Origin of the sequence: Yersinia enterocolitica (assembly GCA_002082245.2) — a bacterium.
GTDB lineage: Bacteria > Pseudomonadota > Gammaproteobacteria > Enterobacterales > Enterobacteriaceae > Yersinia > Yersinia enterocolitica_E.
This window is the reverse complement of record NBTC02000002.1, coordinates 4,398,097-4,420,816: the sequence shown is the minus strand read 5'-3', so window position 1 is coordinate 4,420,816 and position 22,720 is coordinate 4,398,097. Positions and strand designations below refer to the sequence as shown.

The following is a 22,720-nucleotide window of genomic DNA, read 5'->3' as shown; positions in this document are numbered from 1 at the left end:
ATTGGGCCACTAATCAACAGTCTATCTATCTATTGACGGTGCAGACTATACCATCTCAGCCTTGCCCTAACAAATTCCCAAAACAGCCAATACAACTTAATGATTCAATTTTTCTATTGCTTGAGCTGCCGTATCACGGGCTTGACGATCAATGATCAGCACCTCATCCACACTAGTGGGTTCAGCCAATGATAACTGTTCCACAACCCTAAGGTTGATGGCTGCAATATCAGTGAAACGAATGCGTGAAGCTAAAAATGCCATAACGGATATTTCGTTCGCGGCATTCAGTGCCGTCGTTGCTGCCTGGCCTGCATTAGAAGCATCGATTGCCAATTTTAGGCAAGGATAACGCTGATAATCCGGCGCAGCGAACGTCAGTTCGCGTATCTGGCAAAAATCGAGTGGTGCAACACCAGAATTAACCCGCATTGGGTACGCCATCGCATGTGCAATCGGGGTACGCATGTCTGGGGTCCCCATCTGGGCCAGTACACTACCATCGTGATAACGCACCATCGAGTGAATGACAGATTGAGGATGTAAAATAACCTCTACCTGCTCTGCGCTGGCATTAAATAACCAACGGGCCTCGATATATTCAAGCCCTTTATTCATCATAGTCGCAGAGTCGACTGAAATTTTGCGCCCCATAGACCAGTTTGGATGAGCACAAGCCTGATCTGGTGTGACATCGGCAAATTGCGATAAAGGTATTTCACGTAGTGGGCCACCCGAGCCAGTTAAAATAATGCGCGAGACGCCATTCTCACTTAGTGAAGAGTAGCCTAGTTTACGCTGAATTTTCTCAGGTAAACTCTGAAAAATCGCATTATGTTCGCTGTCGATTGGCAGCAGTTGTGCATGGCTGTGTTTCACTTCATCCATGAAAAGCTTGCCGCAGGTAATCAGTGACTCTTTGTTAGCCAGTAATACCTGTTTACCTGCACGAATAGCCGCCAGCGTTGAAGACAGGCCTGCCACACCGACAATTGCCGCCATCACTTGATCAATATCGTCTAACGCAGCCAGTTCACCGGCCGCTTTTTCACCATGAAAAACTTCGGTTTTCGAACCGTGCTCAGCCAATAACTGGCGCAACGCTTTGGCCGATATTTCATCTGACATCGCGGCATAGCGAGGAGAAAACTCGAGGCATTGCATTGCCATCTGCTCGACATTGCGACCAGCCACAAGTGCAGTAACGTTGAATAATTCGGGATTAGCGCGGACAACACCCAAAGTGCTGTTACCGATGGAGCCAGTAGAACCAAGAATAGTCAGTTGCTTCATGAGAGTGCTCTGAATAACTGTTTTTATGATAGGCGAGAGCGCAACCGACCCGAATAACAGGTGGTCTAATAAATATCCTCGGCCCAATTTTATAGCGTATTACTGCCGATATCGCATGACTCTACTAACCTAGTGAATCGGCAAAATAGTGATCCTGCTAAAAACAAAGCGCCACCTAAGCGACGCTCTGTTTTTTGTCAGTCAGAATTAGAAATCCATCAACTCAGCTTCTTTAGCCGCTAATGCAGTATCAACTTTCTTGATAAAAGCATCGGTCAGTTTTTGGATATCATCCTGAGAACGGCGGTCTTCATCTTCACTGATCTCTTTATCTTTCAGCAAAGCTTTCACTTTTTCGTTAGCATCACGGCGCACGTTACGAATCGATACACGGCCCTGCTCTGCTTCTGCACGAACAACTTTGATCAAGTCTTTACGGCGCTCTTCTGTCAATGCTGGCAGTGGAACACGAATAACGGTACCCGCGGAAGAAGGATTCAGCCCTAAATCGGAGGTCATGATCGCTTTCTCAACCGCGGCGCTAAGGCTGCGGTCAAACACGGTCAATGCCAGAGTACGGGAGTCTTCAACCACAATGTTAGCCAACTGGCGCAATGGCGTAGCAGTGCCATAATACTCAACCTGAATGCCATCAAGAATACTTGGAGAAGCACGACCGGTACGGATCTTACTGATATGGTTTTGGAAAGCTTCAAAGCATTTTTCCATACGCACTTCAGTATCTTTTCTAATTTCGTTAATCACGTTGTGAACCCTTGGAAACTGGTTACTTGGCAGGCCATAGCATGAGTATAGCCGGTGAATATACAAACCAACAGTTGCAGGCATTGGGGGCATATCTGAAAGCCGCATGCCCCTGACAATACAGGCTGCCGCTTATTTAGCGATCGCTGTCACTTCTTTAGTGATCAACGTCCCTTCATTCTCACCCATCACCACGCGACGCAGAGCGCCAGGTTTGTTCATATTGAAAACACGAATTGGCAAGTTATGATCACGGGCCAAAGTGAAGGCCGCCAGATCCATAACTTTTAGCTCGCGCTCCAGAACATCCTGATAGGTTAGCTGCTCAAACAGTGTTGCGTCAGGGTTTTTAACCGGATCTGCGGAGTAAACTCCATCAACTTTCGTCGCTTTCAGCACCACATCAGCTTCGATCTCGATACCACGCAGACAGGCCGCGGAATCGGTGGTGAAGAAAGGGTTACCTGTACCTGCGGCAAAAATCACCACACGGTTATGACGCAGCAAGCTGATAGCTTCAGCCCAACTGTAATTATCACACACACCATTAAGTGGAATAGCAGACATCAGGCGGGCGTTCACATAGGCACGGTGCAGTGCATCTCGCATTGCCAGGCCGTTCATTACGGTAGCCAGCATTCCCATGTGGTCGCCCACTACGCGGTTCATCCCAGCCTGTGCCAAACCGGCACCGCGGAATAGGTTACCACCGCCAATGACCACACCGACCTGAATGCCCAATTCGACCAGCTCTTTAACTTCTTGAGCCATGCGATCCAAAACGCTTGCGTCGATACCAAAACCTTCCGCGCCTTGCAGGGCTTCGCCGCTAAGCTTAAGCAGGATACGCTGATATACGGGTTTTGCATTGGTTGCCATGGTGTTCTGTCCTAAGCAGCAGTAATAAATATTGGGAACTTGACCGTCAAATGTTCAAAGCAATACCGTGCGCTGAAAACTGACAGGACTAAGCTTATACCCTAAATAATTCGAGTTGCAGGAAGACGACAACTGAGCGAATCCTCAGAAGCTTACATAAGTAAGTGACTGAAGTGAACGAAAGCAGTCAACGCACCTGTAATTTGAAGTATGACGGGTATCGAGTGGATAAAATGGAACCGCCGATTGGCGGCCCCATTTTTAGCATTAAGACTGTTTGCTCATTGCTGCAACTTCAGCAGCAAAGTCAGTCTCAACTTTCTCAATGCCTTCGCCCACTTCGAAGCGGATGAAGTTTGTTACGTCAGCTTTGTTCTCTTTCAACAAATCACCAACGGTTTTGCTTGGGTCCATAACGAAGTTCTGACCAGTCAGAGAAACTTCGCCGGTGAACTTACGCATACGGCCTTCAACCATCTTCTCAGCAATTTCACGTGGTTTGCCGGATTCGATAGCAATGTCCAACTGGATTTGGTGCTCGCGAGCAACAACTTCAGCAGGAACATCGTCTGGCTTAACATATTCTGGTTTGCTTGCAGCAATGTGCATAGCAATGTGCTTAACCAGCTCTTCATCAGCGCCAGTTGCTGCAACCATAACGCCGATACGAGCGCCGTGCAGATAAGTACCCAGAACATCGCCTTCCAGAGCAGCAATACGACGAATATTGATGTTCTCGCCGATTTTAGCTACCAGATTGGCGCGTTGCTCTTCAAACTTAGCTTTCAGAACGTCGATATTAGTGATTTTGTCAGCCAGAGCTGCGTTGATAACTTCTTCGCCAAATGCTTTGAAGCCAGCATCTTTAGCAACAAAGTCAGTTTCGCAGTTCAGTTCCAGAATCACACCGAACTTACCGTCGGCTGAAAGTTGAGCCAGGATGATGCCTTCAGCAGCGATACGGCCTGCTTTCTTAGCAGCTTTAGCCTGACCAGATTTACGCATATTGTCGATGGCAAGCTCGATGTCGCCGTTAGCTTCAACCAACGCCTTTTTACATTCCATCATGCCTGCGGCAGTACGCTCACGCAGTTCTTTTACCAAAGCAGCGGTAATAGCAACCATTTAAATTTCCTCGGTTCTCTTGTGAAAACAAGATCTCACATTAGATACGCAAAGGGGGCCTATAAAGGCCCCCTAACCAACATATTTCAATACCTGGTTAATAAGGGCTCCAACGAGCCTGACTTATTATTCAGCTTCTACGAAGCTTTCTTCCGCTTGAACGGCCAGATCTTGAGAACGACCTTCAGTGACGGCAGTAGCAACGGCGTTCAGGTACAGTTTAACTGCACGGATCGCGTCATCGTTACCTGGGATGATGAAGTCAACGCCATCTGGATCGGAGTTAGTATCAACGATAGAGAATACCGGGATACCCAGGTTGTTAGCTTCTTTGATAGCGATGTGTTCGTGATCAGCATCAACAACAAACAGAGCGTCTGGTAAACCGCCCATGTCTTTGATACCGCCCAGGCTGTTTTCCAGCTTGTTCAGTTCACGAGTACGCATCAGCGCTTCTTTTTTGGTCAGCTTGTCAAAGGTGCCGTCTTGAGACTGGATTTCCAAATCTTTCAAACGTTTGATGGACTGACGAACAGTTTTCCAGTTAGTCAGCATCCCGCCCAACCAGCGATGGTTCACGAAGAACTGGTCGCAGTTGTTGGCAGCGTCTTTTACCGCTTCGCTTGCTGCGCGTTTAGTACCAACGAACAAGATCTTACCTTTACGGGAAGAGATCTTTTTCAATTCAGCCAGAGCTTCGTTGAACATTGGTACGGTCTTTTCCAGGTTGATGATGTGAACTTTGTTACGTGCGCCGAAGATGAAAGGCTTCATTTTCGGGTTCCAGTAACGGGTCTGGTGACCGAAGTGAACACCGGCCTGGAGCATGTCGCGCATGGAAACAGTTGCCATGATTAAAACCTCTATAGTATCAGTTGGGGTTATGCCTCCACGTGCCCCATAACGCCGACCCCATAAGAAATTGATAATCATCAAAAACTTTAGGGCACCCCGGCGTATGTGTCGACACGTGTGTGTTATTTACACATATGAGTGCGATTGGTATTACTCAGCTAAACAGCTACCTGCCATCAGGACATGCCCTGAAATCGGACCTGAAACGACAACATAATAGTGCGGTTTGCCGGCGCGCTTTATACCATAAACAGCCGCAACACACCAACTTTTGTTGCATTTAGTGTCGTCACTGCAAACGAAAGTTTGGCAGCTAATTGCAGGGCTGGTACCATTAGCGACAGGTTATTTAGGGTATATGATATTTATTACCTGCTTATTCATATTACGGCGGCTGGTTGGTATTCACAGCCCCTACGGACACTTTTGCATGGCAATCTCAATAAAAACACCTGAAGATATTCAAAAAATGCGCGTTGCTGGCCGCCTGGCTGCTGAAGTGCTGGAGATCATTGAACCTCACGTAAAACCGGGGGTAACCACTGGTGAACTCGATCGTATCTGCCACGATCATATCACCAACCATCAGCAGGCTATCTCTGCTTGTCTGGGTTACCACGGCTTTCCTAAATCGGTTTGTATTTCCATTAATGAAGTTATTTGTCACGGCATTCCAAGTGATGAGAAAGTGTTGAAAGACGGTGACATCGTCAATATCGACGTGACTGTTATTAAAGACGGTTTCCATGGCGATACATCAAAAATGTTTATCGTCGGCAAACCGACCATTTTAGGTGAGCGCCTGTGCCGCGTCACTCAAGAGAGCCTGTACCTGGCAATCAAAATGGTCAAACCGGGTATCCGCCTGCGCACTCTGGGTAAAGAGATCCAAAAATTTGTGGAAGCAGAGAACTTTTCTGTGGTGCGTGAATATTGTGGCCACGGTATTGGCGAAGGTTTCCATGAAGAACCACAAGTGCTGCACTACGATGCAGACGACGGTGGCGTAATCCTACAAACTGGTATGGCTTTCACCATTGAGCCTATGGTCAACGCAGGGGATTACCGAATTCGTACCATGAAAGATGGCTGGACGGTAAAAACTAAAGATCGCAGCTTGTCGGCACAGTATGAGCATACTATTGTGGTAACCGATAACGGCTGCGAAATAATGACGTTGCGAAAGGATGACACCATCCCCAACATCATAACGCACGAGTAATAATGACAAGCCGGCAGCCGCCGGCTTTTTTATGGGCTGCGTCTTTTTATCAGGTCGCATTTATCGGGTAAACATATGTCTGACAATCACACCGAGCACTCTGTATCCCCTGCGGTACCGAAGGTCATTCCTGAGCAGCCCGCACCACCGAGCACTTATCTCGATAGTGACCTTAATTGCCCGATTCTCAAACAGCGGCTTGAGACTTTCCAACTTTGGCAGGCGGAAGCATTCAATGGCGGAATCAGTGCCGAGATATTAATTGCTGCGCGCAGTGATTACATTGACCGCCTGTTACGGCGGCTGTGGACCTTCTATGGCTTTGATGATGTGGCTGAAACCGCGCTGGTTGCTGTGGGCGGCTATGGCCGTGGTGAACTACACCCCTTATCAGATATTGATGTATTGGTTCTCAGCAGGCAGCGTCTAAGCGATGAAGATGCGCAACGCGTCGGCCAGTTGATCACTTTGCTATGGGACCTGAAACTGGAAGTCGGCCACAGCGTGCGCACACTGGAAGAGTGTTTGCTCGAGGGGTTAGCCGACCTCACTGTCGCCACCAATATGATTGAGTCACGCTTGATTTGCGGTGATGTAGCCCTGTTTTTACAGATGCAGAAGCACATTTTCAGCGACAATTTCTGGCCCTCTCCGCAATTTTTCCATGCCAAAATCACCGAACAACAAGAACGGCATAAACGCTACCATGGCACCAGTTATAACCTAGAGCCTGATATTAAAAGTAGCCCTGGTGGGTTACGGGATATCCACACCCTACAATGGGTAGCCCGCCGCCATTTTGGTGCCACATCCTTAAGTGAGATGGTTGATTTCGGTTTTCTGACCAAAGCTGAGCGCAATGAGCTGATTGAAAGCCAGAGTTTTCTGTGGCGCATCCGTTTCGCGCTGCATTTGGTATTAACTCGCTACGATAACCGCCTGCTGTTTGACCGCCAACTGAGTGTGGCTCAGCTTTTGCAATATCAGGGCGAAGGCAATGAACCGGTCGAACGGATGATGAAAGATTTTTATCGTATGACGCGCCGGGTCAGCGAACTGAACAACATGCTGCTACAACTGTTTGACGAAGCCATATTGGCGCTGGGTACCAATGAAAAACCACGTCCACTGGATGATGAATTTCAGTTACGCGGGGATTTGATAGATCTGCGTGATGAGAACTTATTTATCCAGCAGCCTGAAGCTATTATGCGCATGTTCTATCTGATGGTGCGCAATCAGGATATCAAAGGCATATATTCCACCACAGTACGCCGCTTACGCCATGCCCGGCGGCATCTGAAACAGCCTTTATGTAACATTCCTGAAGCCCGCAAGCTATTCATGGCCATTTTGCGCCACCCAGGTGCGGTTTCCCGAGCATTATTACCGATGCATCGCCACAGCGTGCTGTGGGCCTATATGCCACAATGGGGCAGTATCGTTGGCCAGATGCAGTTTGACCTGTTTCACGCCTACACCGTAGATGAGCACACTATCCGCGTGTTACTTAAACTCGAAAGCTTTGCCGATGAAAAAACCCGGCCACGCCATCCTCTCTGCGTCGAGCTTTACCCACGCCTGCCTCAACCTGAATTATTGTTGCTAGCAGCGCTGTTCCACGATATTGCCAAAGGGCGTGGGGGCGACCATTCAATACTGGGCGCTCACGACGTATTGGAATTTGCCGAGCAGCACGGCCTTAACTCGCGCGAAGCTCAACTTGTGGCTTGGTTAGTTCGTTGCCATCTCTTGATGTCAGTGACAGCTCAGCGTCGGGATATTCAGGACCCTGCGGTTATTCAGCAATTCTCCGCCGAAGTACAAAGCGAAACTCGCTTGCGCTATTTAGTCAGTCTGACGGTGGCTGATATTTGCGCCACCAATGAAAATTTGTGGAATAGCTGGAAACAGAGCCTGTTACGCGAACTTTATTTCGCTACAGAAAAACAGTTACGCCGTGGTATGCAAAACAGCCCGGATTTGCGCGAACGTGTCCGTCACCACCGGCTACAAGCTCTGGCGCTGCTGCGGATGGATAATATCGATGAAGAAGCATTGCACCGCATCTGGAGCCGCTGCCGGGCTGATTATTTCCTGCGTCATTCACCCAATCAATTAGCCTGGCATGCCCGCCACTTATTAGAGCATGACTCAACCAAGCCACTGGTGTTAGTTAGCCGTCAGGCAACACGGGGGGGAACCGAAATATTCATCTGGAGCCCTGACCGCCCATCACTGTTTGCTGCGGTGGTCGGTGAGCTGGATCGCCGCAATCTGAGTGTTCATGATGCACAGATTTTCACCAACCGTGATGGTATGGCGATGGATACCTTTATCGTATTGGAGCCAGATGGCAGTCCACTGGCTCAAGATAGACATCCCATCATTAGTCATGCCTTAGAACAAGCGATGACCCAGCCGAATTATCAACATCCGCGCGTCAGGCGGTTATCACCTAAATTACGGCATTTCAGTGTACCGACTGAAACCAATTTCTTGCCAACCCATAACGAGCGCCGTACTTATCTGGAGCTAATTGCACTGGACCAGCCGGGCTTACTGGCTCGGGTAGGTGGGATATTTGCAGATTTAGGGTTATCGCTGCATAGCGCACGTATCACAACTATTGGCGAGCGGGTGGAGGATTTATTTGTATTAGCAGACAAAGATCGCCGCGCTTTAAGTATTGAAACCCGCCGCGAATTAGCACAACGGTTGACAGATACCCTCAATCCGAACGATAAACTGTGATACAAATAACTTTTTAGTCATTAATTTTTCTTACAACCCATTTTGAAGGGAACAGGATGCAGCAACTACAGAACGTTATTGAAACCGCCTTCGAACGCCGTGCAGATATCACGCCGGCCAACGTTGATACCGTAACCCGCGAAGCGATTAACCACGTGATTGATCTGCTTGATACCGGTGCACTACGGGTGGCAGAAAAGATTGACGGCCAGTGGGTTACCCATCAATGGCTGAAGAAAGCGGTACTGCTGTCTTTCCGTATCAATGATAATCAGGTCATGGAAGGCGCAGAAACGCGTTACTACGACAAAGTACCAATGAAATTCGCCGGTTACGATGAAGCGCGGTTCCAACGTGAAGGCTTCCGTGTCGTACCACCAGCAACCGTACGTAAAGGCGCATTTATCGCTCGTAATACCGTACTGATGCCTTCTTATGTGAATATTGGCGCTTTCGTTGATGAAGGCACCATGGTCGATACCTGGGCAACTGTCGGTTCTTGCGCGCAAATTGGTAAGAATGTGCACTTGTCCGGTGGTGTCGGCATTGGTGGCGTGCTTGAGCCACTGCAAGCCAACCCAACCATCATTGAAGATAACTGCTTTGTCGGTGCGCGTTCAGAAGTGGTTGAAGGGGTTATCGTCGAAGAAGGTTCCGTTATCTCTATGGGCGTATTTATTGGGCAAAGCACCCGTATTTACGATCGTGAAACTGGTGAAATTCACTATGGCCGCGTTCCGGCCGGGTCTGTTGTCGTTTCCGGTAACCTGCCCTCGAAAGACGGTAGCTACAGCCTGTACTGTGCAGTTATCGTGAAGAAAGTTGACGCGAAAACCCGTGGAAAAGTCGGTATTAATGAGTTATTACGCACCATCGACTAAGATGAATATAGCGGGCTAATCACCCGCTATTTTTTTGCTTTGTGAAGTTATCGCCTGCAATCACATACTTTGGCGAAATTTACCGTCATAATCATAAACTGTGGAATATAAAATCAAAAAGGTGGCGCTATGTATGACAATCTGAAAAGCTTAGGAATCACACAACCAGAAGATGTCGATCGCTATAGCCTGCGTCAGGAGGCCAATAACGACATTCTGAAAATTTATTTCCGCAAAGATAAAGGCGAGTTTTTTGCTAAGAGTGTGAAATTCAAATATCCACGCCAACGCAAAACTGTAGTGGCGGATAACGCTGGACATGGTTACAAAGAAATCAATGAAATCAATCCTAATCTCCGTTACGTCATTGATGAGTTGGATCAACTGTGTAAGCGCGATCAGATTGAAGTGGATTTGAAACGCAAAATCCTGGATGACTTACGCCATTTAGAAAGCGTTGTCGCCAATAAGATTTCAGAAATTGAATCAGATTTAGAAAAGCTGACCAATGGCCGCTAAATCTAGCTGAACACGTATTGTGGCAGCACACTGCACGCCACAATACGTCATTGAGCAGAAGCTATGTTACTTAAGCAAGCGGCCCCATTTTTCTACCCACAACGCTGAAACCACTTCTGGCTCAGGGTGTTCCATCGCGTCAATATCCAGTCGTTCACCAATCCGGGTCGCCCCTTGCTCTTGCAGCAGTTCATCAAATGCTCGCCCTGCGCCGCAGAAATTATCATAACTGCTGTCACCTAGTGCAATGACGCCATAACGTAGCTCTGGCTGAAACCCTACCTGATCACGAACAGCGACGAACAGTGCTGCTATGCTGTCAGGGAAGTCGCCTTGTCCGGTAGTAGATGTGATAACCAGTGCATAATGTTGACGATAATACTGCCAGGCTTCTAAAGTCCCCTCTTCAAACAGTGTTACCTCATGCCCCTGCTCTTTCAGTATGTTTTCAGCTTCTTCCGCCACTAACAACGCATTACCGTAGACAGTGCCGACAAAAATCCCGACCTGAGCCATAAAAGATATTCCCTTTTAACCAGAAAAAATTATTCACTATCCTGACCTTCGGTCGCCGGAAACTCAACCCTTTCAAGATAAGGGGTAATACCCAACCAGCCAAAGTGTGACATCAAGCCTTGCCAGGATTCATCCCAACGCGCCGTAAGCGAAAGCACCTCACCAGTAACTGGATGATTCAATTGTAAATGGCTAGCGTGCAACATGAGCCGTGAGCAATCAAAGTGTTGGGCAATGCCTCTATTCTGACGCAAATCACCGTGGGCACTATCACCAATAATTGGGTGGCGTATATGTGCCATATGTCGCCGTAACTGATGCTTACGCCCTGTTTCCGGTTTCAGCTCCAATAAACTGAAGCGTGATGTGTCATAGCGCCCAATAGCAACAGGAACTTCCACTTGAGCCAAAGGCTGATAGTGGGTAACTGACGGTTGTGGTGCTTTATCTTGTTTGGAATGTTTATCCGCGATTTTATCCAGTTCTTCGCTCATCGCGTAATCAACCGTACCACCTTCCAGCACATAGCCACGAACCACCGCATGGTATATTTTCTGAATCTGGTGCTGTTCAAACTGCGCCGAAAGAGCACGGGCAACATCACTGGATAACGCCATCAGCAGCACACCTGATGTTGGGCGATCCAGACGGTGGACGGTATAAACATGCTGGCCAATCTGGTCGCGCACCGTTTGCATCACAAATACGGTTTCATTACTGTCCAACCAACTACGGTGAACCAGCCAACCGGCGGGTTTATTCACCGCAACTATATATTCATCTTGGTAAATTATTTCCAGCATTAGTTACTTTCTTTATTCAACAGATCATCGAGACACTGTAATTGTGCCAGCAGTATGGTGCAATCTGGCCGACTATCACCACTTAATGCCTCTTCAAAGTATGGCGTAATGGCGAAACGTGTCGGAAGTGGGTTATTCGATTCCAGCAATGCATACATTCGGGGAATCAGTACCCATTGCAACCACTGCTCGGCATCCATGGTATCGATACTGAAAGGCTCATTACTTTCGAAGGCTGCCGCTGGCGGTGGAACAACTTGCCAAAGATCAATTGCTCGCATGGCAAGCTCAATATCCCGTAAGTTCTGACGCACCTGATTTTCTATACTCATGATTATGCTCTCAACCAAAAAACAGCCATTCGCCGGGCTGGTCCAACGGCGGCCAAGCATACCATTGAAGAAGGCGATGCCCAAACTCACGCCATAGACAACAGAAGGATATTGGGCAAAATAAGCATAAAAAAAGGGGTACTGTTTTACCAGTACCCCTCAATTCGTTTCATAGCTATCCCGCTAAAAGTGATGCTCCCTGCTCAATCCATGAAAACTTTTCCGTGTGGTTATCCTAACCAGCAATCCGTCGCAGTGTCCTACACCATCCCGATGCTAATCCTGAGGTTATCCTAACCCACCATTCATCCTGAACCGGCTCTCAATCTCCATCCTGGAGGTGTCCTTTGTTCCATCCTGAAACATCCCTTCACTCGTCCTAAGCAGTCCCAGTGTTCTTCATCCTGAAGTGGTAGCATCCAGATACCGTCCTTCTCCGCCAGATCCTATCCGGCGATTAGAAGGATCGCTTAATCGACAAAGGGTGGCAAGGCACTGTAAGAATAATGATGCTGATACTTTTACATATAAAAAATGAACGTTTATAACAAAATGATTTTATTGAAGATAAATTTGACACAAAAACTTTACAGTTAAAGAATAGAAGTTATGTCTCACAGCCGGTGTGAGAGATCTCGCACACCGACTTGACTAGAATAAACAATAACCACTCGCTTATTCAGGTAATACTGGACGCAATGCATCAAGAAAATGTATGAGAGTCGATGCCAGCAGGGTGCGCTTACTACTACCAAATTGCTCTAACACCACATTACCTGTGACATTGCACAATGAAGCCATTGTCATCTCTGACTCGGTGGTTGCTAAAAACAGCGTTGGCGAGAGTTTCAGCCTTTTTTGCGTGACCAGATGACCAATTAGATTCTCCTGTAAACGGATAAAATCATCTTCGCTCCACACTTGTAGCAGCGTAAAACGGTGATCACCTAAATCAGCCATCATGTCGCCAGCATATTGGCAGGTGTAAAACGCATGAATATCCGGGTGAAGCTGAATCTCCAACGCCCGTTCAATATTAGCCAATGTGGCATCGGCAACCGCTGGCTGTGGCAACCAAAATACCTGGCTGTCCTGAGTTTCCACGATGCAAGGTGAAGGAACACCATAAAGTTCTTCACTGGCGGGCAGATGCCCGGTCTGCTGCTGCCATAGATTGATATAACGTTGGGTAAAGCTATTCAGTGCCGTTGAAACATTCTGGTCCATTCTCGATTCTCAGTATCGCGGCGGCTTGCGCTGCATTTCTGAGTGTTACCCCCACTCAGAAATGCAGTTAAACGCGGCATAAATTGATAAACTAAAGCTATTGTACCTTTCTCTCATCATGGGAACAGCATGTCTTCATATCAAGACCATAAGGCTCTGGCGGAACTGACGCTGGGCAAACCAACCGCTTATCGCGATCACTATGACGTCACCTTGTTGCAAGCTGTGCCACGCAGCATGAACCGTGAACCTCTCGGTTTATATCCAGATAACCTGCCCTTTCATGGTGCAGATATCTGGACGCTCTATGAATTGTCTTGGCTAAACAGTAATGGCCTGCCACAAGTTGCCGTGGGTGAAATCAGCCTGAATGCGGATAGTACTAATCTGATTGAATCCAAAAGCTTTAAACTCTATCTCAACAGTTTTAACCAAACCGTGTTTGCTGATTGGGAAAGTGTTCGCGCCACATTGCAACGCGATTTGGCGGCCTGCGCTCAAGGTGATGTCAGTGTCACGCTATATCAACTCAATGAAATAACACATCAACCCATTGCCGATTTCTCGGGCGAATGTCTCGACCAACAGGATATTCGTATCAATAGCTATGAATTTAGCGCCGATTATCTGCAAGGGGCTACCACGGCCAACAGAGTAGAAGAGAGCCTGGTTAGCCATCTGCTCAAATCCAACTGCCTGATTACCCACCAGCCAGATTGGGGATCAGTACAAATCAGCTACAGTGGCCCACAGATTAACCGAGAGGCACTGCTACGCTATCTGGTCTCTTTCCGGCACCATAATGAATTTCACGAACAGTGTGTAGAGCGTATCTTCAACGACATAATGCGTTTTTGTCAGCCTGAAACACTGTCGGTCTATGCTCGTTATACCCGCCGTGGCGGACTGGATATCAACCCTTGGCGCTCCAATACTGATTTTGTTCCATCAACTGGCCGTATGGCCCGGCAATAAATATATGCGTACATGTACGCAACATTTAAACACAACGCACGTTAGTATTGGCAAAAACCGAGGGACAACGTTAAGGTTAATTACCGTATCTTCACGCTATTTTTCAGTAGAGAAATCAGGGATAGATACTTAAATATCTCTATGATATTCCACGGCAAAATAGAAAGCAGCATTCTGATATACCCAAAGTAATTGGTGTTGCTGGTAGGCAGCCAACACCCAGCAACGTTAAGTACGAAGGGTATACACGGACACTACCACCCTCTGGGGTGTAAAGGAGTAACTTTGATTACACATGTCAGCCCACTCGGCTCAATGGATCTGTTATCACAGCTCGAAGTGGATATGCTCAAACGTACAGCCAGCAGTGATCTGTACCGTTTATTCCGTAACTGCTCCTTGGCAGTTCTCAATTCAGGCAGCCTAACCGATAACAGCAAAGAGCTTTTATCGCGTTATGAAACTTTTGATATCAATGTATTGCGCCGTGAACGAGGTGTAAAACTCGAACTGGTAAATCCACCAGAACATGCTTTTGTTGATGGCAAAATTATTCGTTCATTACAGGCAAATCTGTTTGCGGTGTTACGCGATATTTTGTTTGTGAATGGTCAAATTGTTAGCGCTGGGCGTTTTCAACATCTCGATATGGAAAGCTCCAGCCATTTGACCAATCTGGTCTTTTCTATTTTACGTAATGCCCGAGCCCTCCATCTTGATGAAGACCCCAATATGATTGTGTGCTGGGGCGGCCATTCAATCAATGAAACTGAATACTTGTATGCCCGTAAAGTGGGGAGCCAACTGGGTTTACGAGAGTTAAATATTTGCACTGGCTGTGGGCCAGGAGCGATGGAAGCACCGATGAAGGGTGCCGCCGTTGGCCATGCCCAACAACGTTACAGAAATGGCCGTTTTATTGGTATGACTGAGCCTTCCATCATTGCAGCAGAGCCACCTAATCCGCTGGTCAATGAATTGATTATCATGCCGGATATTGAGAAACGGCTTGAAGCGTTCGTCCGCATCGCGCATGGCATCATTATTTTCCCAGGTGGCGTAGGGACAGCGGAAGAGTTGCTCTATCTGCTAGGCATATTAATGGATCCAGAGAACAGTGAGCAGGTACTGCCACTTATCTTAACCGGGCCAAAAGAGAGCGCGGATTATTTCCGAGTGGTGGATGAGTTCATCATGAACACTCTGGGTGATGGCGCGCGCAAATACTACAAGATAATTATCGATGACCCGGCTGAAGTCGCCCGTCAAATGAAGAAAGCGATGCCACTGGTGAAAGAAAACCGCCGTAATACGGGGGATGCTTATAGCTTCAACTGGTCTATCCGTATCAAGCCAGATTTACAGCATCCGTTTGAACCGAGTCATGAAAATATGGCGAATCTCAATCTGTCTCATAACCAGCCCCCTGAAGAACTGGCTGCGGCACTACGCCGTGCATTCTCAGGCATCGTTGCGGGTAACGTAAAAGAAGTGGGAATTCATGCCATCGAAGCCTATGGGCCTTATAAATTGCATGGCGATCCACAATTGATGAAACAAATGGATAGCTTACTGCAAGGATTTATTGCACAGCATCGAATGAAACTGCCTGGCACTGCTTATACCCCTTGCTACGAAATTTGCAGCTAAGCCTTAAATAGTAATACCTCACCGGGCAGCGCCAGCACTTAGTCGTGTGGCTGCCCGACATTAATCTGGCTTAATGACTATATAAGACAGGCTATGCAAATCCATCTTCTTATCGTTGATGCACTTAATCTGATTCGTCGCATCCATGCAGTACAAGGTTCACCTTGCATTAATGCCTGCCAGCATGCGTTGCAACAGCTTATTTCACATAGTTTACCCACCCACGCTGTCGCCGTGTTTGATGAGGATGATCGTTCCGATAGTTGGCGTCATCAATGCTTGCCTGATTACAAAGCTGGCCGCTCACCGATGCCGGACAACCTGCAACAAGAAATGCCGCAGATCCGTGAGGCGTTTAGTTCACTCGGGGTCGCTTGCTGGCATTCTCCTGGCAATGAAGCCGATGATCTGGCGGCAACTTTGGCGACCAAAATTGGTGGAGCCGGCCATCAAGTGACGATCGTTTCCACCGACAAAGGTTACTGCCAACTGTTAGCGCCAAATGTACAGATTCGCGATTACTTCCAAAAACGCTGGCTGGATATGCCATTTGTAAAACAAGAGTTTGGTGTATTGCCACACCAACTGCCTGACTATTGGGGGCTTGCGGGCATCAGCAGCAGCAAAATTCCAGGCGTCGCGGGGATAGGTGCCAAAACTGCCGCACTGCTATTGCAGCATGCCAGCAACCTTGAAGTGCTTTATCAAGATCTGGAATCAGTGCCGGAGAAATGGCGGAAGAAATTGCAGCAACACCAAGATATGGCATTTATCTGTAAGCAAATCGCTACACTGAAAACCGATTTGACATTAAGCGGTAATTTGCAACAACTTAGGTTACCTTAAAATTAAGGGGCCAAACGGCCCCTTGCGGATAACACGATACTCATATTCCAGTAATTGGAGCCACCGCTAAACCACTGCGGCTGCAAGTACCAAATATATATGACTATTGACGCTCATCCCGACGCCCCGGAACACCGGACCAAATACGACGCACATGCACCGTCACTTCTTCACGGTCATGATAGAGCTGTTTAGCTTGAATATGGGCATTGATACCGTTTTCTTTCAACTGTTCATCCATCATTTCCATATTTTCCAAAACGATTTCAAAACGTTTTTTCATCGGTAATTTCAAGTTGAAAATTGCCTCACGACACCAACCGTTTACCAACCACTTGATGATAAGTTGCGTCACTTTAGCCGGCTTTTCTACCATATCGCATACTAACCAATAGATATTGCTACGCGTTGGCTCATATTTAAAACCATCGACGCGATGATGGGTTACCTGTCCGGTATCCATCAGGCTTTGTGCCATCGCACCATTATCAATAGCCTGAACCATCATGCTGCGCTGCACTAATTGGTAGGTCCAACCACCGGGGCAAGCACCTAGATCAACTGCATGCATACCACTGGCCAAACGCTCCTCCCATTCATCCGCAGGGATAAACACATGAAAAGCTTCTTCCAGTTTTAAGGTTGAACGGCTTGGTGCGTCAGATGGGAACTTAAGACGGGGGATACCCATATAGAACGGCGAGTTATTATTGCTGTAAGAGTAGCCAACATAACAGCAGCCAGACGCGATAAAGAACACGTGTACTACTGGCCGATGAGGATTTTCACGGGCAGAAAGAATTTTTTGTTCCCGCATTGCGCTGCGTAAAGGTACCGTTAACTTACGGCAAAACTTAAGCAACTCTTTGCTTTCATTGGTATCAGGAACTTCAACACGTAACTCACCGGCTTTTTCAATAACACCGACTAACATCCCCACAATCGGTGAAACACGGTCTTCCGGCGGCAAATCTTTTAATAACTCACCCACCACCATCATCTGGCGGGCAAAAATCAACTCACGAAAAGGCACTTCACGAATCAAGCGATCGGCATCTTCCAACTGATAGCACTCAAACAGCACATAACCGCTGTTTTCTTTTACTCGAGCGAAACCAAAGATTTCAAGCTGTGCCGCTTTCGCGGTAATTTCTGCCGCACACTCTTTCTCAAAGCCAGAGCGGCAATATAAAGCAATTTTATTATTCATGGCGTTCTGCCCTTTTTCTTAGACGCAGCGCGCCAATCAACATCAAAATCCATCCCGCCAGAAAACATACGCCGCCGATTGGCGTGATATATACCCACAGTTTCAGGTGCGATAGAGCCAGGCAATATAAACTGCCGCTAAAGAGTAGCGTTCCGAGCGCTAACAAGGCACCACTCCAGTAAAACCAAATACTTACTTGCCGTTGCATCGCAACAGCTAACGCCAGAATCGCCAGCGTATGGAACCCTTGGTACTCCAGCCCAGTACGAACCCAGGCCATCTCATTCGGCCCCAGTGAGGCGCTCAATACATGAGCACCAAAGGCACCAAAAGCGACATAGAAAAAACCGCTCAGTGCGGCAAATATCAGCATTAAACGACCATTCATCGTCATTAACCTTAAATTAGATAGAGTTATACCCTTCGTACTCGACATTGCAGAAGTGCTAGCTGCGATTCCAATGACGTGGGTATATCGTTATATCGCCCGACAATAGCCCATTTTATCGTAGCGGGTTACCATCGTGAATGGGTTGTCATTACTACGCAGAATAGGGTGATTAATCAGTTCTCATAGCGAAAGCGTAACTTTTCTTGCTCGCTGGCAGCTCTTGCCAATATCCACTGACGAAAGGCGGCTATTTTACCTAGTTCTGCCTGACTGTCATGACAAACCAGATAAAAAGCATTTTTACTCACCAAAACATCATTAAACGGGCACACCAAGCGCCCTGCTTCAATCTCTGCCTGAGCCATGACGTTATTCACTAACGCAATACCTTGGCCGTGAACGGCAGCCTGAACCACCATCGCACTATGGCTGAATATCGGACCTTGTTGCACATTAATTTGAGGAACACCCAGTTGACGGGTATAGGCCATCCAATCCCGGCGGGAAGTATCATGCAACAACGTATGATTAGCCAGATCTGCCGGTACTTTTAATCCATGCTCACCCGTTAATAAAGTAGGCGCACAAACAGGAAGTAAGAATTCTGCATACAAACGCTCAGTACGCAAACCAGTCCAATTACCCCGGCCATAGAAAATAGCCACATCAACGTCATCAGCAAGTTTGTCCTCCTCCCGATCTACCGCCTGAATCCTGACATCGATCCCCGGATAAGCCGCATTAAATCCAGATAGACGAGGGACCAGCCATTGAATAGCAAAGCTAGGAGGGAGGCTTACAGTGAGCGCGCCTTTCGCGCTACGCGCCTGCAATTTACGAGTTGCTTCATTGATGGAGGTAAAAATCTCTTTAATATCGAGGTAGTAGCTTTGCCCCTCCTCAGTCAGTAACAGCGAGCGGTTACGACGGCGGAACAGTTTTAGCCCGAGAAAATCCTCCAGGGACTTTATCTGGTGACTAACAGCCGCTTGCGTGACAAATAATTCATCAGCAGCTTTAGTAAAACTCAAGTGGCGTGCGGCCGCATCGAAAACCCGCAAGGCGTTCAGGGGTGGTAATCGTTTTGACATGAATTGGATACTTTTTTATAACGGCTCATCCTTAGATGAAACCCTTTGTTTACTTATTAGTTTTTATAATCCGAGACATTATAAATTGTCCGTTGATGATGCGCCAGCAAATACCTATAGTGGCGGCACTTCCCAAGCCGGAACGAAAAGTAGGTTTAGTATCCAGGTACTGAAATGCTTTTGGCTTTGTGGTTGTGATGTTGTGTTTGCAAATGGTCTGGTAGTCCAGACATAGTAGCTAAGCTACTGTTTTTTTTCACTTCCTGTACATTTACCCTGTCTGTCCATAGTGATTTTATGCAGCACCGCTATTTTAGCGGTGCTTTTTTTTACCCTATTTTCAGCGCTTAAATTTAAACGCGACTTTGCATTGCACATAGTCAGAGCTTAAATTTAAGTTGTTGCAGAGGGTTTGATTGCCGTATTAGGCATCTTTTGAACGGTGACTTCGCGTTAAACTACTTACCCTCAGCCATTTCTTTTACTTCTGAACGGTTAATTTGCTGCTCGGTGCCGTTGGCATCGGTGTAGCTTATCATCCCAGTTTCATCATCTACTTTAGGTTTACCATCAGCAACGATAGTGCGACCATCATTGGTATGCATAACATAGTTGCTTGAACAGGCTGCTAAGGTAAAAGTGAGCATAAGTGCAGAAATTACGGCAGCTGTCTTTTTCATGGGTGACTCCTTGCAGATTAAAATGCTAAAAAACTCATTTTCATTACCAGACAAATGGTTATGTCCGTTACTATTTAGCATAACTCACTTATGACATATTTCCAGTGAACCGAGCCATTAGCGGGCAAATTATGAACAAAATGAGTCAAAATGAGACAGTTCCGAAGTAACCCAAAGGATGAGAACAACAGTATGAAAGCTTTTAATCCCACGGATTTTCGTCAGGAATTCCCGGCTATTAGTGATGAGATAACCTATCTGGACAGTGCGGCAACTGCGCTGAAACCCCGCGCCATGATTGAGGCGACACAACAGTTTTATCAGCAGGACTCCGCAACAGTACATCGCAGCCAACATCAATCAGCATTGTCATTGACGGTTCGTTTTGAGGAAACCCGCCAACAAGTGGCTGACTTTATCAATGCACCCGCAGCAGAAAATATCATTTGGACCAAAGGCACTACCGAAGCCATTAATTTAGTAGCACAAAGCTATGCCCGCCCTCGTCTGCAAACGGGTGATGAAATTATTGTCAGTGAAGCTGAACATCATGCCAACTTAATCCCCTGGCTTATGGTTGCAGAGCAGACAGGGGCCAGAATGGTTAAATTACCCATCGGCCTTGATCATCTCCCCGATTTACAGCAATTACCGCAATTGCTTAATGATAAAACACGCATATTGGCGCTGGGCCAAATGTCTAACGTCACGGGTGGTAGCCCCGAGTTAGCTCAGGCAATCGAACTTGCCCATCAATATAACTGTGTAGTGATGGTAGATGGGGCGCAAGGTGTTGTGCATAACCCGGCAGACGTTCAAGTGCTAGATATTGATTTTTACGCTTTCTCAGCCCACAAGCTTTATGGGCCGACCGGCATAGGCGTGCTGTACGGCAAGTCTGAATTACTCGACGAGATGCCAGCCTGGCACGGTGGCGGTAAAATGCTCACTCATGCTTCCTTCGGTGGATTTACGTCCCATGAGGTGCCATACCGTTTTGAGGCTGGTACGCCAAATATTGCTGGCGTCATTGGTTTCTCTGCCGTTCTTAGTTGGCTCGAACATATTGATCTGACAGAAGCAGAAACCTATAGCCAAGATTTAGCCACATTGGCAGAGAATAAACTGGCTAAATTACCGGGTTTTCGCAGCTTCCGTTGCCAGCAATCCAGTTTATTGGCGTTTACTTTCGATGGTGTGCACCATAGCGATTTAGTAACGTTATTGGCCGAACAGGGCATCGCACTGCGCGCCGGGCAACATTGCGCACAACCACTCATGGCAGCATTAGGGGTGAGTGGCAGCCTGCGTGCCTCATTCGCACCGTACAATACCGCGAACGATGTTGATATATTGTGTAACGCGATAGCTAAGGCTCTGGAACTATTGCAAGATTAAGAACTAACAGATAATAATTTCGCCCAATAACCACCGGTCTAATTGAGAAGATGATGATTGCCCCACACCCTTTTGGTCACGATATTACTGCTGCTAAACTGCTGGAGACATTCAGCGTTCATAAACAGTGGGAAGATCGTTATCGTCAGTTGATTTTGCTGGCAAAACAGCTTCCGTCATTACCGGAGCCACTAAAACAGAATGAACTGGAGCTAACTGGATGTGAAAATCGAGTGTGGCTGGGGCATCAACGCCTGCCGGATGGTAGCTTACATTTTTATGGTGATAGCGAAGGCCGCATTGTTCGTGGATTACTGGCGGTTATTTTAACTGCGGTGGAGGGGAAAACCCCACAGCAGGTATTAGCAGAAGACCCATTGGCGCTGTTTGAGCAGTTAGGGCTACGCCAGCAGCTAAGCACCTCGCGCGCCAGCGGTTTACTGGCGCTGGCACAAGGTGTAAAGGCTATCGCCGCCCAATATATAGAGTAGGGGTTATTTCACCTGACGGGCTGCTTTCGCCATCATTTTTTTCAATGCATGGGACACAGCAACAAAACCAAAGGTCGCAGTAACCATGGTTACCGAGCCAAAACCTGAAGTACAGTCCATTTTTTTAGGTCCTTCCGCTGTACTGCGCGAAGCACAAACTGATCCATCAGCCTGGGGATAAACCAGTGGTTCGCTGGAAAAAACACAATCGATCCCCAGTTTACCTTTGCTGTTTTTCACCACATTAAAGTCACTTTTCAACCTTTCACGTAGCTTAGCCGCCAGCGGATCCTGAATGGTTTTTGCCAGATCTACTACCTCAATACGTGTTGGATCGAACTGCCCACCTGCACCACCGGTGGTGACTACTGGGATTTTATAGCGGCGACAATAAGAGAGTAGTGCCGCCTTAGGCCGTACACTATCAATTGCATCAATGACATAGCTAAAATTGTCATTTAAAAGCTCCGCGACATTATCCGCAGTAATAAAATCATCAATACACGTCACGCGGCATTCAGGATTGATAGCCAGAATACGTTCCGCCATCACTTCGGTTTTAGCTTGGCCGACATTGTGCCGTAAGGCATGGATCTGACGATTAGTATTGGTTACGCAAACATCATCCATATCAATCAACGTAATCGCGCCGATACCAGTGCGCGCCAGCGCTTCCACTGCCCATGAGCCGACACCGCCAATACCAATGACACAGATATGCGCCTGCGAAAACAGTTCCAGCGCCTGCTGACCATATAGACGCGCTATGCCACCAAACCGCTGTTGGTAAGCTTCGGAAAAGGCTGTGTTCATCAAT

General features: G+C 47.4%; 23 protein-coding genes. 9 read left to right on the top strand and 14 right to left on the bottom strand.

What is annotated here, in order from left to right; genetic code table 11:
* Positions 1-96: 96 nt before the first annotated feature.
* The 5 genes from A6J66_021585 to rpsB form a co-directional block, all read right to left on the bottom strand.
* Positions 97-1,293 (bottom strand): 1-deoxy-D-xylulose-5-phosphate reductoisomerase, encoded by a 1,197-nt coding sequence (locus tag A6J66_021585; GenBank protein ID PNM26514.1) that lies wholly within the window; start codon positions 1,291-1,293, stop codon positions 97-99.
* A 207-nt stretch (positions 1,294-1,500) separates the two neighbouring features.
* The gene (locus A6J66_021580) at positions 1,501-2,058 is read right to left on the bottom strand and encodes a ribosome recycling factor (GenBank protein ID PNM26513.1); all 558 of its coding nucleotides are present in this window, start codon (positions 2,056-2,058) and stop codon (positions 1,501-1,503) included.
* Positions 2,059-2,190: 132 nt separating this feature from the next.
* Positions 2,191-2,937, bottom strand: a complete 747-nt coding sequence (locus tag A6J66_021575; protein ID PNM26512.1) for a UMP kinase — start codon at positions 2,935-2,937, stop codon at positions 2,191-2,193.
* Between the two features lie 267 nt (positions 2,938-3,204).
* On the bottom strand, positions 3,205-4,062 hold the full coding sequence (gene tsf, locus A6J66_021570) for an elongation factor Ts (GenBank protein PNM26511.1): 858 nt from the start codon (positions 4,060-4,062) through the stop codon (positions 3,205-3,207).
* Between the two features lie 126 nt (positions 4,063-4,188).
* Entirely contained in the window at positions 4,189-4,914 is a 726-nt protein-coding gene (gene rpsB, locus A6J66_021565; protein ID PNM27117.1) for a 30S ribosomal protein S2, read from the bottom strand.
* A gap of 433 nt (positions 4,915-5,347) precedes the next feature.
* On the opposite strand from rpsB, the gene map reads away from it, so the two are divergent.
* The 4 genes from map to A6J66_021545 all read left to right on the top strand — a co-directional run bounded on the left by map (position 5,348) and on the right by A6J66_021545 (position 10,293).
* Positions 5,348-6,139, top strand: a complete 792-nt coding sequence (map, locus tag A6J66_021560; protein ID PNM26510.1) for a type I methionyl aminopeptidase — start codon at positions 5,348-5,350, stop codon at positions 6,137-6,139.
* A 75-nt stretch (positions 6,140-6,214) separates the two neighbouring features.
* Positions 6,215-8,893 (top strand): bifunctional uridylyltransferase/uridylyl-removing protein GlnD, encoded by a 2,679-nt coding sequence (locus A6J66_021555; protein PNM26509.1) that lies wholly within the window; start codon positions 6,215-6,217, stop codon positions 8,891-8,893.
* Positions 8,894-8,949: 56 nt separating this feature from the next.
* Positions 8,950-9,774, top strand: a complete 825-nt coding sequence (dapD, locus tag A6J66_021550; protein ID PNM26508.1) for a 2,3,4,5-tetrahydropyridine-2,6-dicarboxylate N-succinyltransferase — start codon at positions 8,950-8,952, stop codon at positions 9,772-9,774.
* Positions 9,775-9,903: 129 nt separating this feature from the next.
* On the top strand, positions 9,904-10,293 hold the full coding sequence (locus tag A6J66_021545) for a hypothetical protein (GenBank protein PNM26507.1): 390 nt from the start codon (positions 9,904-9,906) through the stop codon (positions 10,291-10,293).
* A gap of 66 nt (positions 10,294-10,359) precedes the next feature.
* Here A6J66_021545 and A6J66_021540 read toward each other — a convergent pair whose 3' ends face one another.
* From A6J66_021540 to A6J66_021525, 4 genes are all read right to left on the bottom strand, one after another.
* Positions 10,360-10,809 (bottom strand): flavodoxin, encoded by a 450-nt coding sequence (locus A6J66_021540; GenBank protein PNM26506.1) that lies wholly within the window; start codon positions 10,807-10,809, stop codon positions 10,360-10,362.
* A gap of 29 nt (positions 10,810-10,838) precedes the next feature.
* Complete coding sequence (locus A6J66_021535) at positions 10,839-11,612, bottom strand: tRNA pseudouridine(65) synthase TruC (GenBank protein PNM26505.1); 774 nt, start codon at positions 11,610-11,612, stop codon at positions 10,839-10,841.
* A complete protein-coding gene (locus tag A6J66_021530; GenBank protein PNM27116.1) occupies positions 11,612-11,944 on the bottom strand; it encodes a hypothetical protein in 333 nt (110 codons plus the stop codon). The genes A6J66_021535 and A6J66_021530 overlap by 1 nt, the downstream gene beginning before the upstream one ends.
* Positions 11,945-12,619: 675 nt before the next feature.
* The gene (locus A6J66_021525; GenBank protein ID PNM26504.1) at positions 12,620-13,171 is read right to left on the bottom strand and encodes a SecY-interacting protein; all 552 of its coding nucleotides are present in this window, start codon (positions 13,169-13,171) and stop codon (positions 12,620-12,622) included.
* A 129-nt stretch (positions 13,172-13,300) separates the two neighbouring features.
* Here A6J66_021525 and A6J66_021520 point away from each other — a divergent pair, with 129 nt between their 5' ends.
* The 3 genes from A6J66_021520 (at position 13,301) to A6J66_021510 (ending at position 16,642) form a co-directional block, all read left to right on the top strand.
* Positions 13,301-14,146 carry an NADPH-dependent 7-cyano-7-deazaguanine reductase QueF gene (locus A6J66_021520; GenBank protein ID PNM26503.1) on the top strand — a complete coding sequence of 282 codons (846 nt, stop codon included), beginning with the start codon at positions 13,301-13,303 and terminating at the stop codon, positions 14,144-14,146.
* A 285-nt stretch (positions 14,147-14,431) separates the two neighbouring features.
* On the top strand, positions 14,432-15,796 hold the full coding sequence (locus tag A6J66_021515; GenBank protein ID PNM26502.1) for an LOG family protein: 1,365 nt from the start codon (positions 14,432-14,434) through the stop codon (positions 15,794-15,796).
* A 93-nt stretch (positions 15,797-15,889) separates the two neighbouring features.
* Positions 15,890-16,642: a flap endonuclease Xni gene (locus tag A6J66_021510; protein ID PNM26501.1), complete on the top strand. Its 753-nt coding sequence runs from the start codon at positions 15,890-15,892 to the stop codon at positions 16,640-16,642.
* Between the two features lie 103 nt (positions 16,643-16,745).
* Here A6J66_021510 and A6J66_021505 read toward each other — a convergent pair whose 3' ends face one another.
* The 4 genes from A6J66_021505 to A6J66_021490 form a co-directional block, all read right to left on the bottom strand.
* Positions 16,746-17,852, bottom strand: coding sequence for a 23S rRNA (cytidine(2498)-2'-O)-methyltransferase RlmM (locus A6J66_021505; protein PNM26500.1), 1,107 nt, complete (start codon positions 17,850-17,852; stop codon positions 16,746-16,748).
* The gene (locus A6J66_021500) at positions 17,845-18,240 is read right to left on the bottom strand and encodes a hypothetical protein (protein ID PNM26499.1); all 396 of its coding nucleotides are present in this window, start codon (positions 18,238-18,240) and stop codon (positions 17,845-17,847) included. The genes A6J66_021505 and A6J66_021500 overlap by 8 nt, the downstream gene beginning before the upstream one ends.
* Before the next feature lie 176 nt (positions 18,241-18,416).
* The gene (locus A6J66_021495) at positions 18,417-19,334 is read right to left on the bottom strand and encodes a transcriptional regulator GcvA (GenBank protein PNM26498.1); all 918 of its coding nucleotides are present in this window, start codon (positions 19,332-19,334) and stop codon (positions 18,417-18,419) included.
* A gap of 458 nt (positions 19,335-19,792) precedes the next feature.
* The gene (locus A6J66_021490; GenBank protein PNM26497.1) at positions 19,793-20,014 is read right to left on the bottom strand and encodes a YgdI/YgdR family lipoprotein; all 222 of its coding nucleotides are present in this window, start codon (positions 20,012-20,014) and stop codon (positions 19,793-19,795) included.
* A 150-nt stretch (positions 20,015-20,164) separates the two neighbouring features.
* Between A6J66_021490 and A6J66_021485 the strand changes: the two genes are divergently transcribed.
* Both A6J66_021485 and csdE read left to right on the top strand, forming a co-directional pair.
* Entirely contained in the window at positions 20,165-21,412 is a 1,248-nt protein-coding gene (locus A6J66_021485) for a cysteine desulfurase CsdA (GenBank protein PNM26496.1), read from the top strand.
* A 50-nt stretch (positions 21,413-21,462) separates the two neighbouring features.
* Positions 21,463-21,903 carry a cysteine desulfurase sulfur acceptor subunit CsdE gene (csdE, locus tag A6J66_021480; protein ID PNM26495.1) on the top strand — a complete coding sequence of 147 codons (441 nt, stop codon included), beginning with the start codon at positions 21,463-21,465 and terminating at the stop codon, positions 21,901-21,903.
* Positions 21,904-21,906: 3 nt separating this feature from the next.
* On the opposite strand, the gene A6J66_021475 is transcribed toward csdE, so the two are convergent.
* A complete protein-coding gene (locus tag A6J66_021475) occupies positions 21,907-22,716 on the bottom strand; it encodes a tRNA cyclic N6-threonylcarbamoyladenosine(37) synthase TcdA (GenBank protein ID PNM26494.1) in 810 nt (269 codons plus the stop codon).
* Positions 22,717-22,720 lie beyond the last annotated feature (4 nt).

What these genes read in the sequence shown, in the direction of transcription:
- A6J66_021495 (PNM26498.1), bottom strand. Translation starts at nt 19,334, where the DNA reads ATGTCAAAACGATTACCACCCCTGAACGCCTTGCGGGTTTTCGATGCG.
- A6J66_021540 (PNM26506.1), bottom strand. Translation starts at nt 10,809, where the DNA reads ATGGCTCAGGTCGGGATTTTTGTCGGCACTGTCTACGGTAATGCGTTG.
- A6J66_021530 (PNM27116.1), bottom strand. Translation starts at nt 11,944, where the DNA reads ATGAGTATAGAAAATCAGGTGCGTCAGAACTTACGGGATATTGAGCTT.
- A6J66_021500 (PNM26499.1), bottom strand. Translation starts at nt 18,240, where the DNA reads ATGAATGGTCGTTTAATGCTGATATTTGCCGCACTGAGCGGTTTTTTC.
- A6J66_021535 (PNM26505.1), bottom strand. Translation starts at nt 11,612, where the DNA reads ATGCTGGAAATAATTTACCAAGATGAATATATAGTTGCGGTGAATAAA.
- A6J66_021485 (PNM26496.1), top strand. Translation starts at nt 20,165, where the DNA reads ATGAGACAGTTCCGAAGTAACCCAAAGGATGAGAACAACAGTATGAAA.
- csdE (PNM26495.1), top strand. Translation starts at nt 21,463, where the DNA reads ATGATGATTGCCCCACACCCTTTTGGTCACGATATTACTGCTGCTAAA.
- A6J66_021545 (PNM26507.1), top strand. Translation starts at nt 9,904, where the DNA reads ATGTATGACAATCTGAAAAGCTTAGGAATCACACAACCAGAAGATGTC.
- map (PNM26510.1), top strand. Translation starts at nt 5,348, where the DNA reads ATGGCAATCTCAATAAAAACACCTGAAGATATTCAAAAAATGCGCGTT.
- A6J66_021475 (PNM26494.1), bottom strand. Translation starts at nt 22,716, where the DNA reads ATGAACACAGCCTTTTCCGAAGCTTACCAACAGCGGTTTGGTGGCATA.
- A6J66_021555 (PNM26509.1), top strand. Translation starts at nt 6,215, where the DNA reads ATGTCTGACAATCACACCGAGCACTCTGTATCCCCTGCGGTACCGAAG.
- A6J66_021520 (PNM26503.1), top strand. Translation starts at nt 13,301, where the DNA reads ATGTCTTCATATCAAGACCATAAGGCTCTGGCGGAACTGACGCTGGGC.
- tsf (PNM26511.1), bottom strand. Translation starts at nt 4,062, where the DNA reads ATGGTTGCTATTACCGCTGCTTTGGTAAAAGAACTGCGTGAGCGTACT.
- rpsB (PNM27117.1), bottom strand. Translation starts at nt 4,914, where the DNA reads ATGGCAACTGTTTCCATGCGCGACATGCTCCAGGCCGGTGTTCACTTC.
- A6J66_021525 (PNM26504.1), bottom strand. Translation starts at nt 13,171, where the DNA reads ATGGACCAGAATGTTTCAACGGCACTGAATAGCTTTACCCAACGTTAT.
- A6J66_021510 (PNM26501.1), top strand. Translation starts at nt 15,890, where the DNA reads ATGCAAATCCATCTTCTTATCGTTGATGCACTTAATCTGATTCGTCGC.
- A6J66_021505 (PNM26500.1), bottom strand. Translation starts at nt 17,852, where the DNA reads ATGAATAATAAAATTGCTTTATATTGCCGCTCTGGCTTTGAGAAAGAG.
- A6J66_021575 (PNM26512.1), bottom strand. Translation starts at nt 2,937, where the DNA reads ATGGCAACCAATGCAAAACCCGTATATCAGCGTATCCTGCTTAAGCTT.
- A6J66_021490 (PNM26497.1), bottom strand. Translation starts at nt 20,014, where the DNA reads ATGAAAAAGACAGCTGCCGTAATTTCTGCACTTATGCTCACTTTTACC.
- A6J66_021585 (PNM26514.1), bottom strand. Translation starts at nt 1,293, where the DNA reads ATGAAGCAACTGACTATTCTTGGTTCTACTGGCTCCATCGGTAACAGC.
- dapD (PNM26508.1), top strand. Translation starts at nt 8,950, where the DNA reads ATGCAGCAACTACAGAACGTTATTGAAACCGCCTTCGAACGCCGTGCA.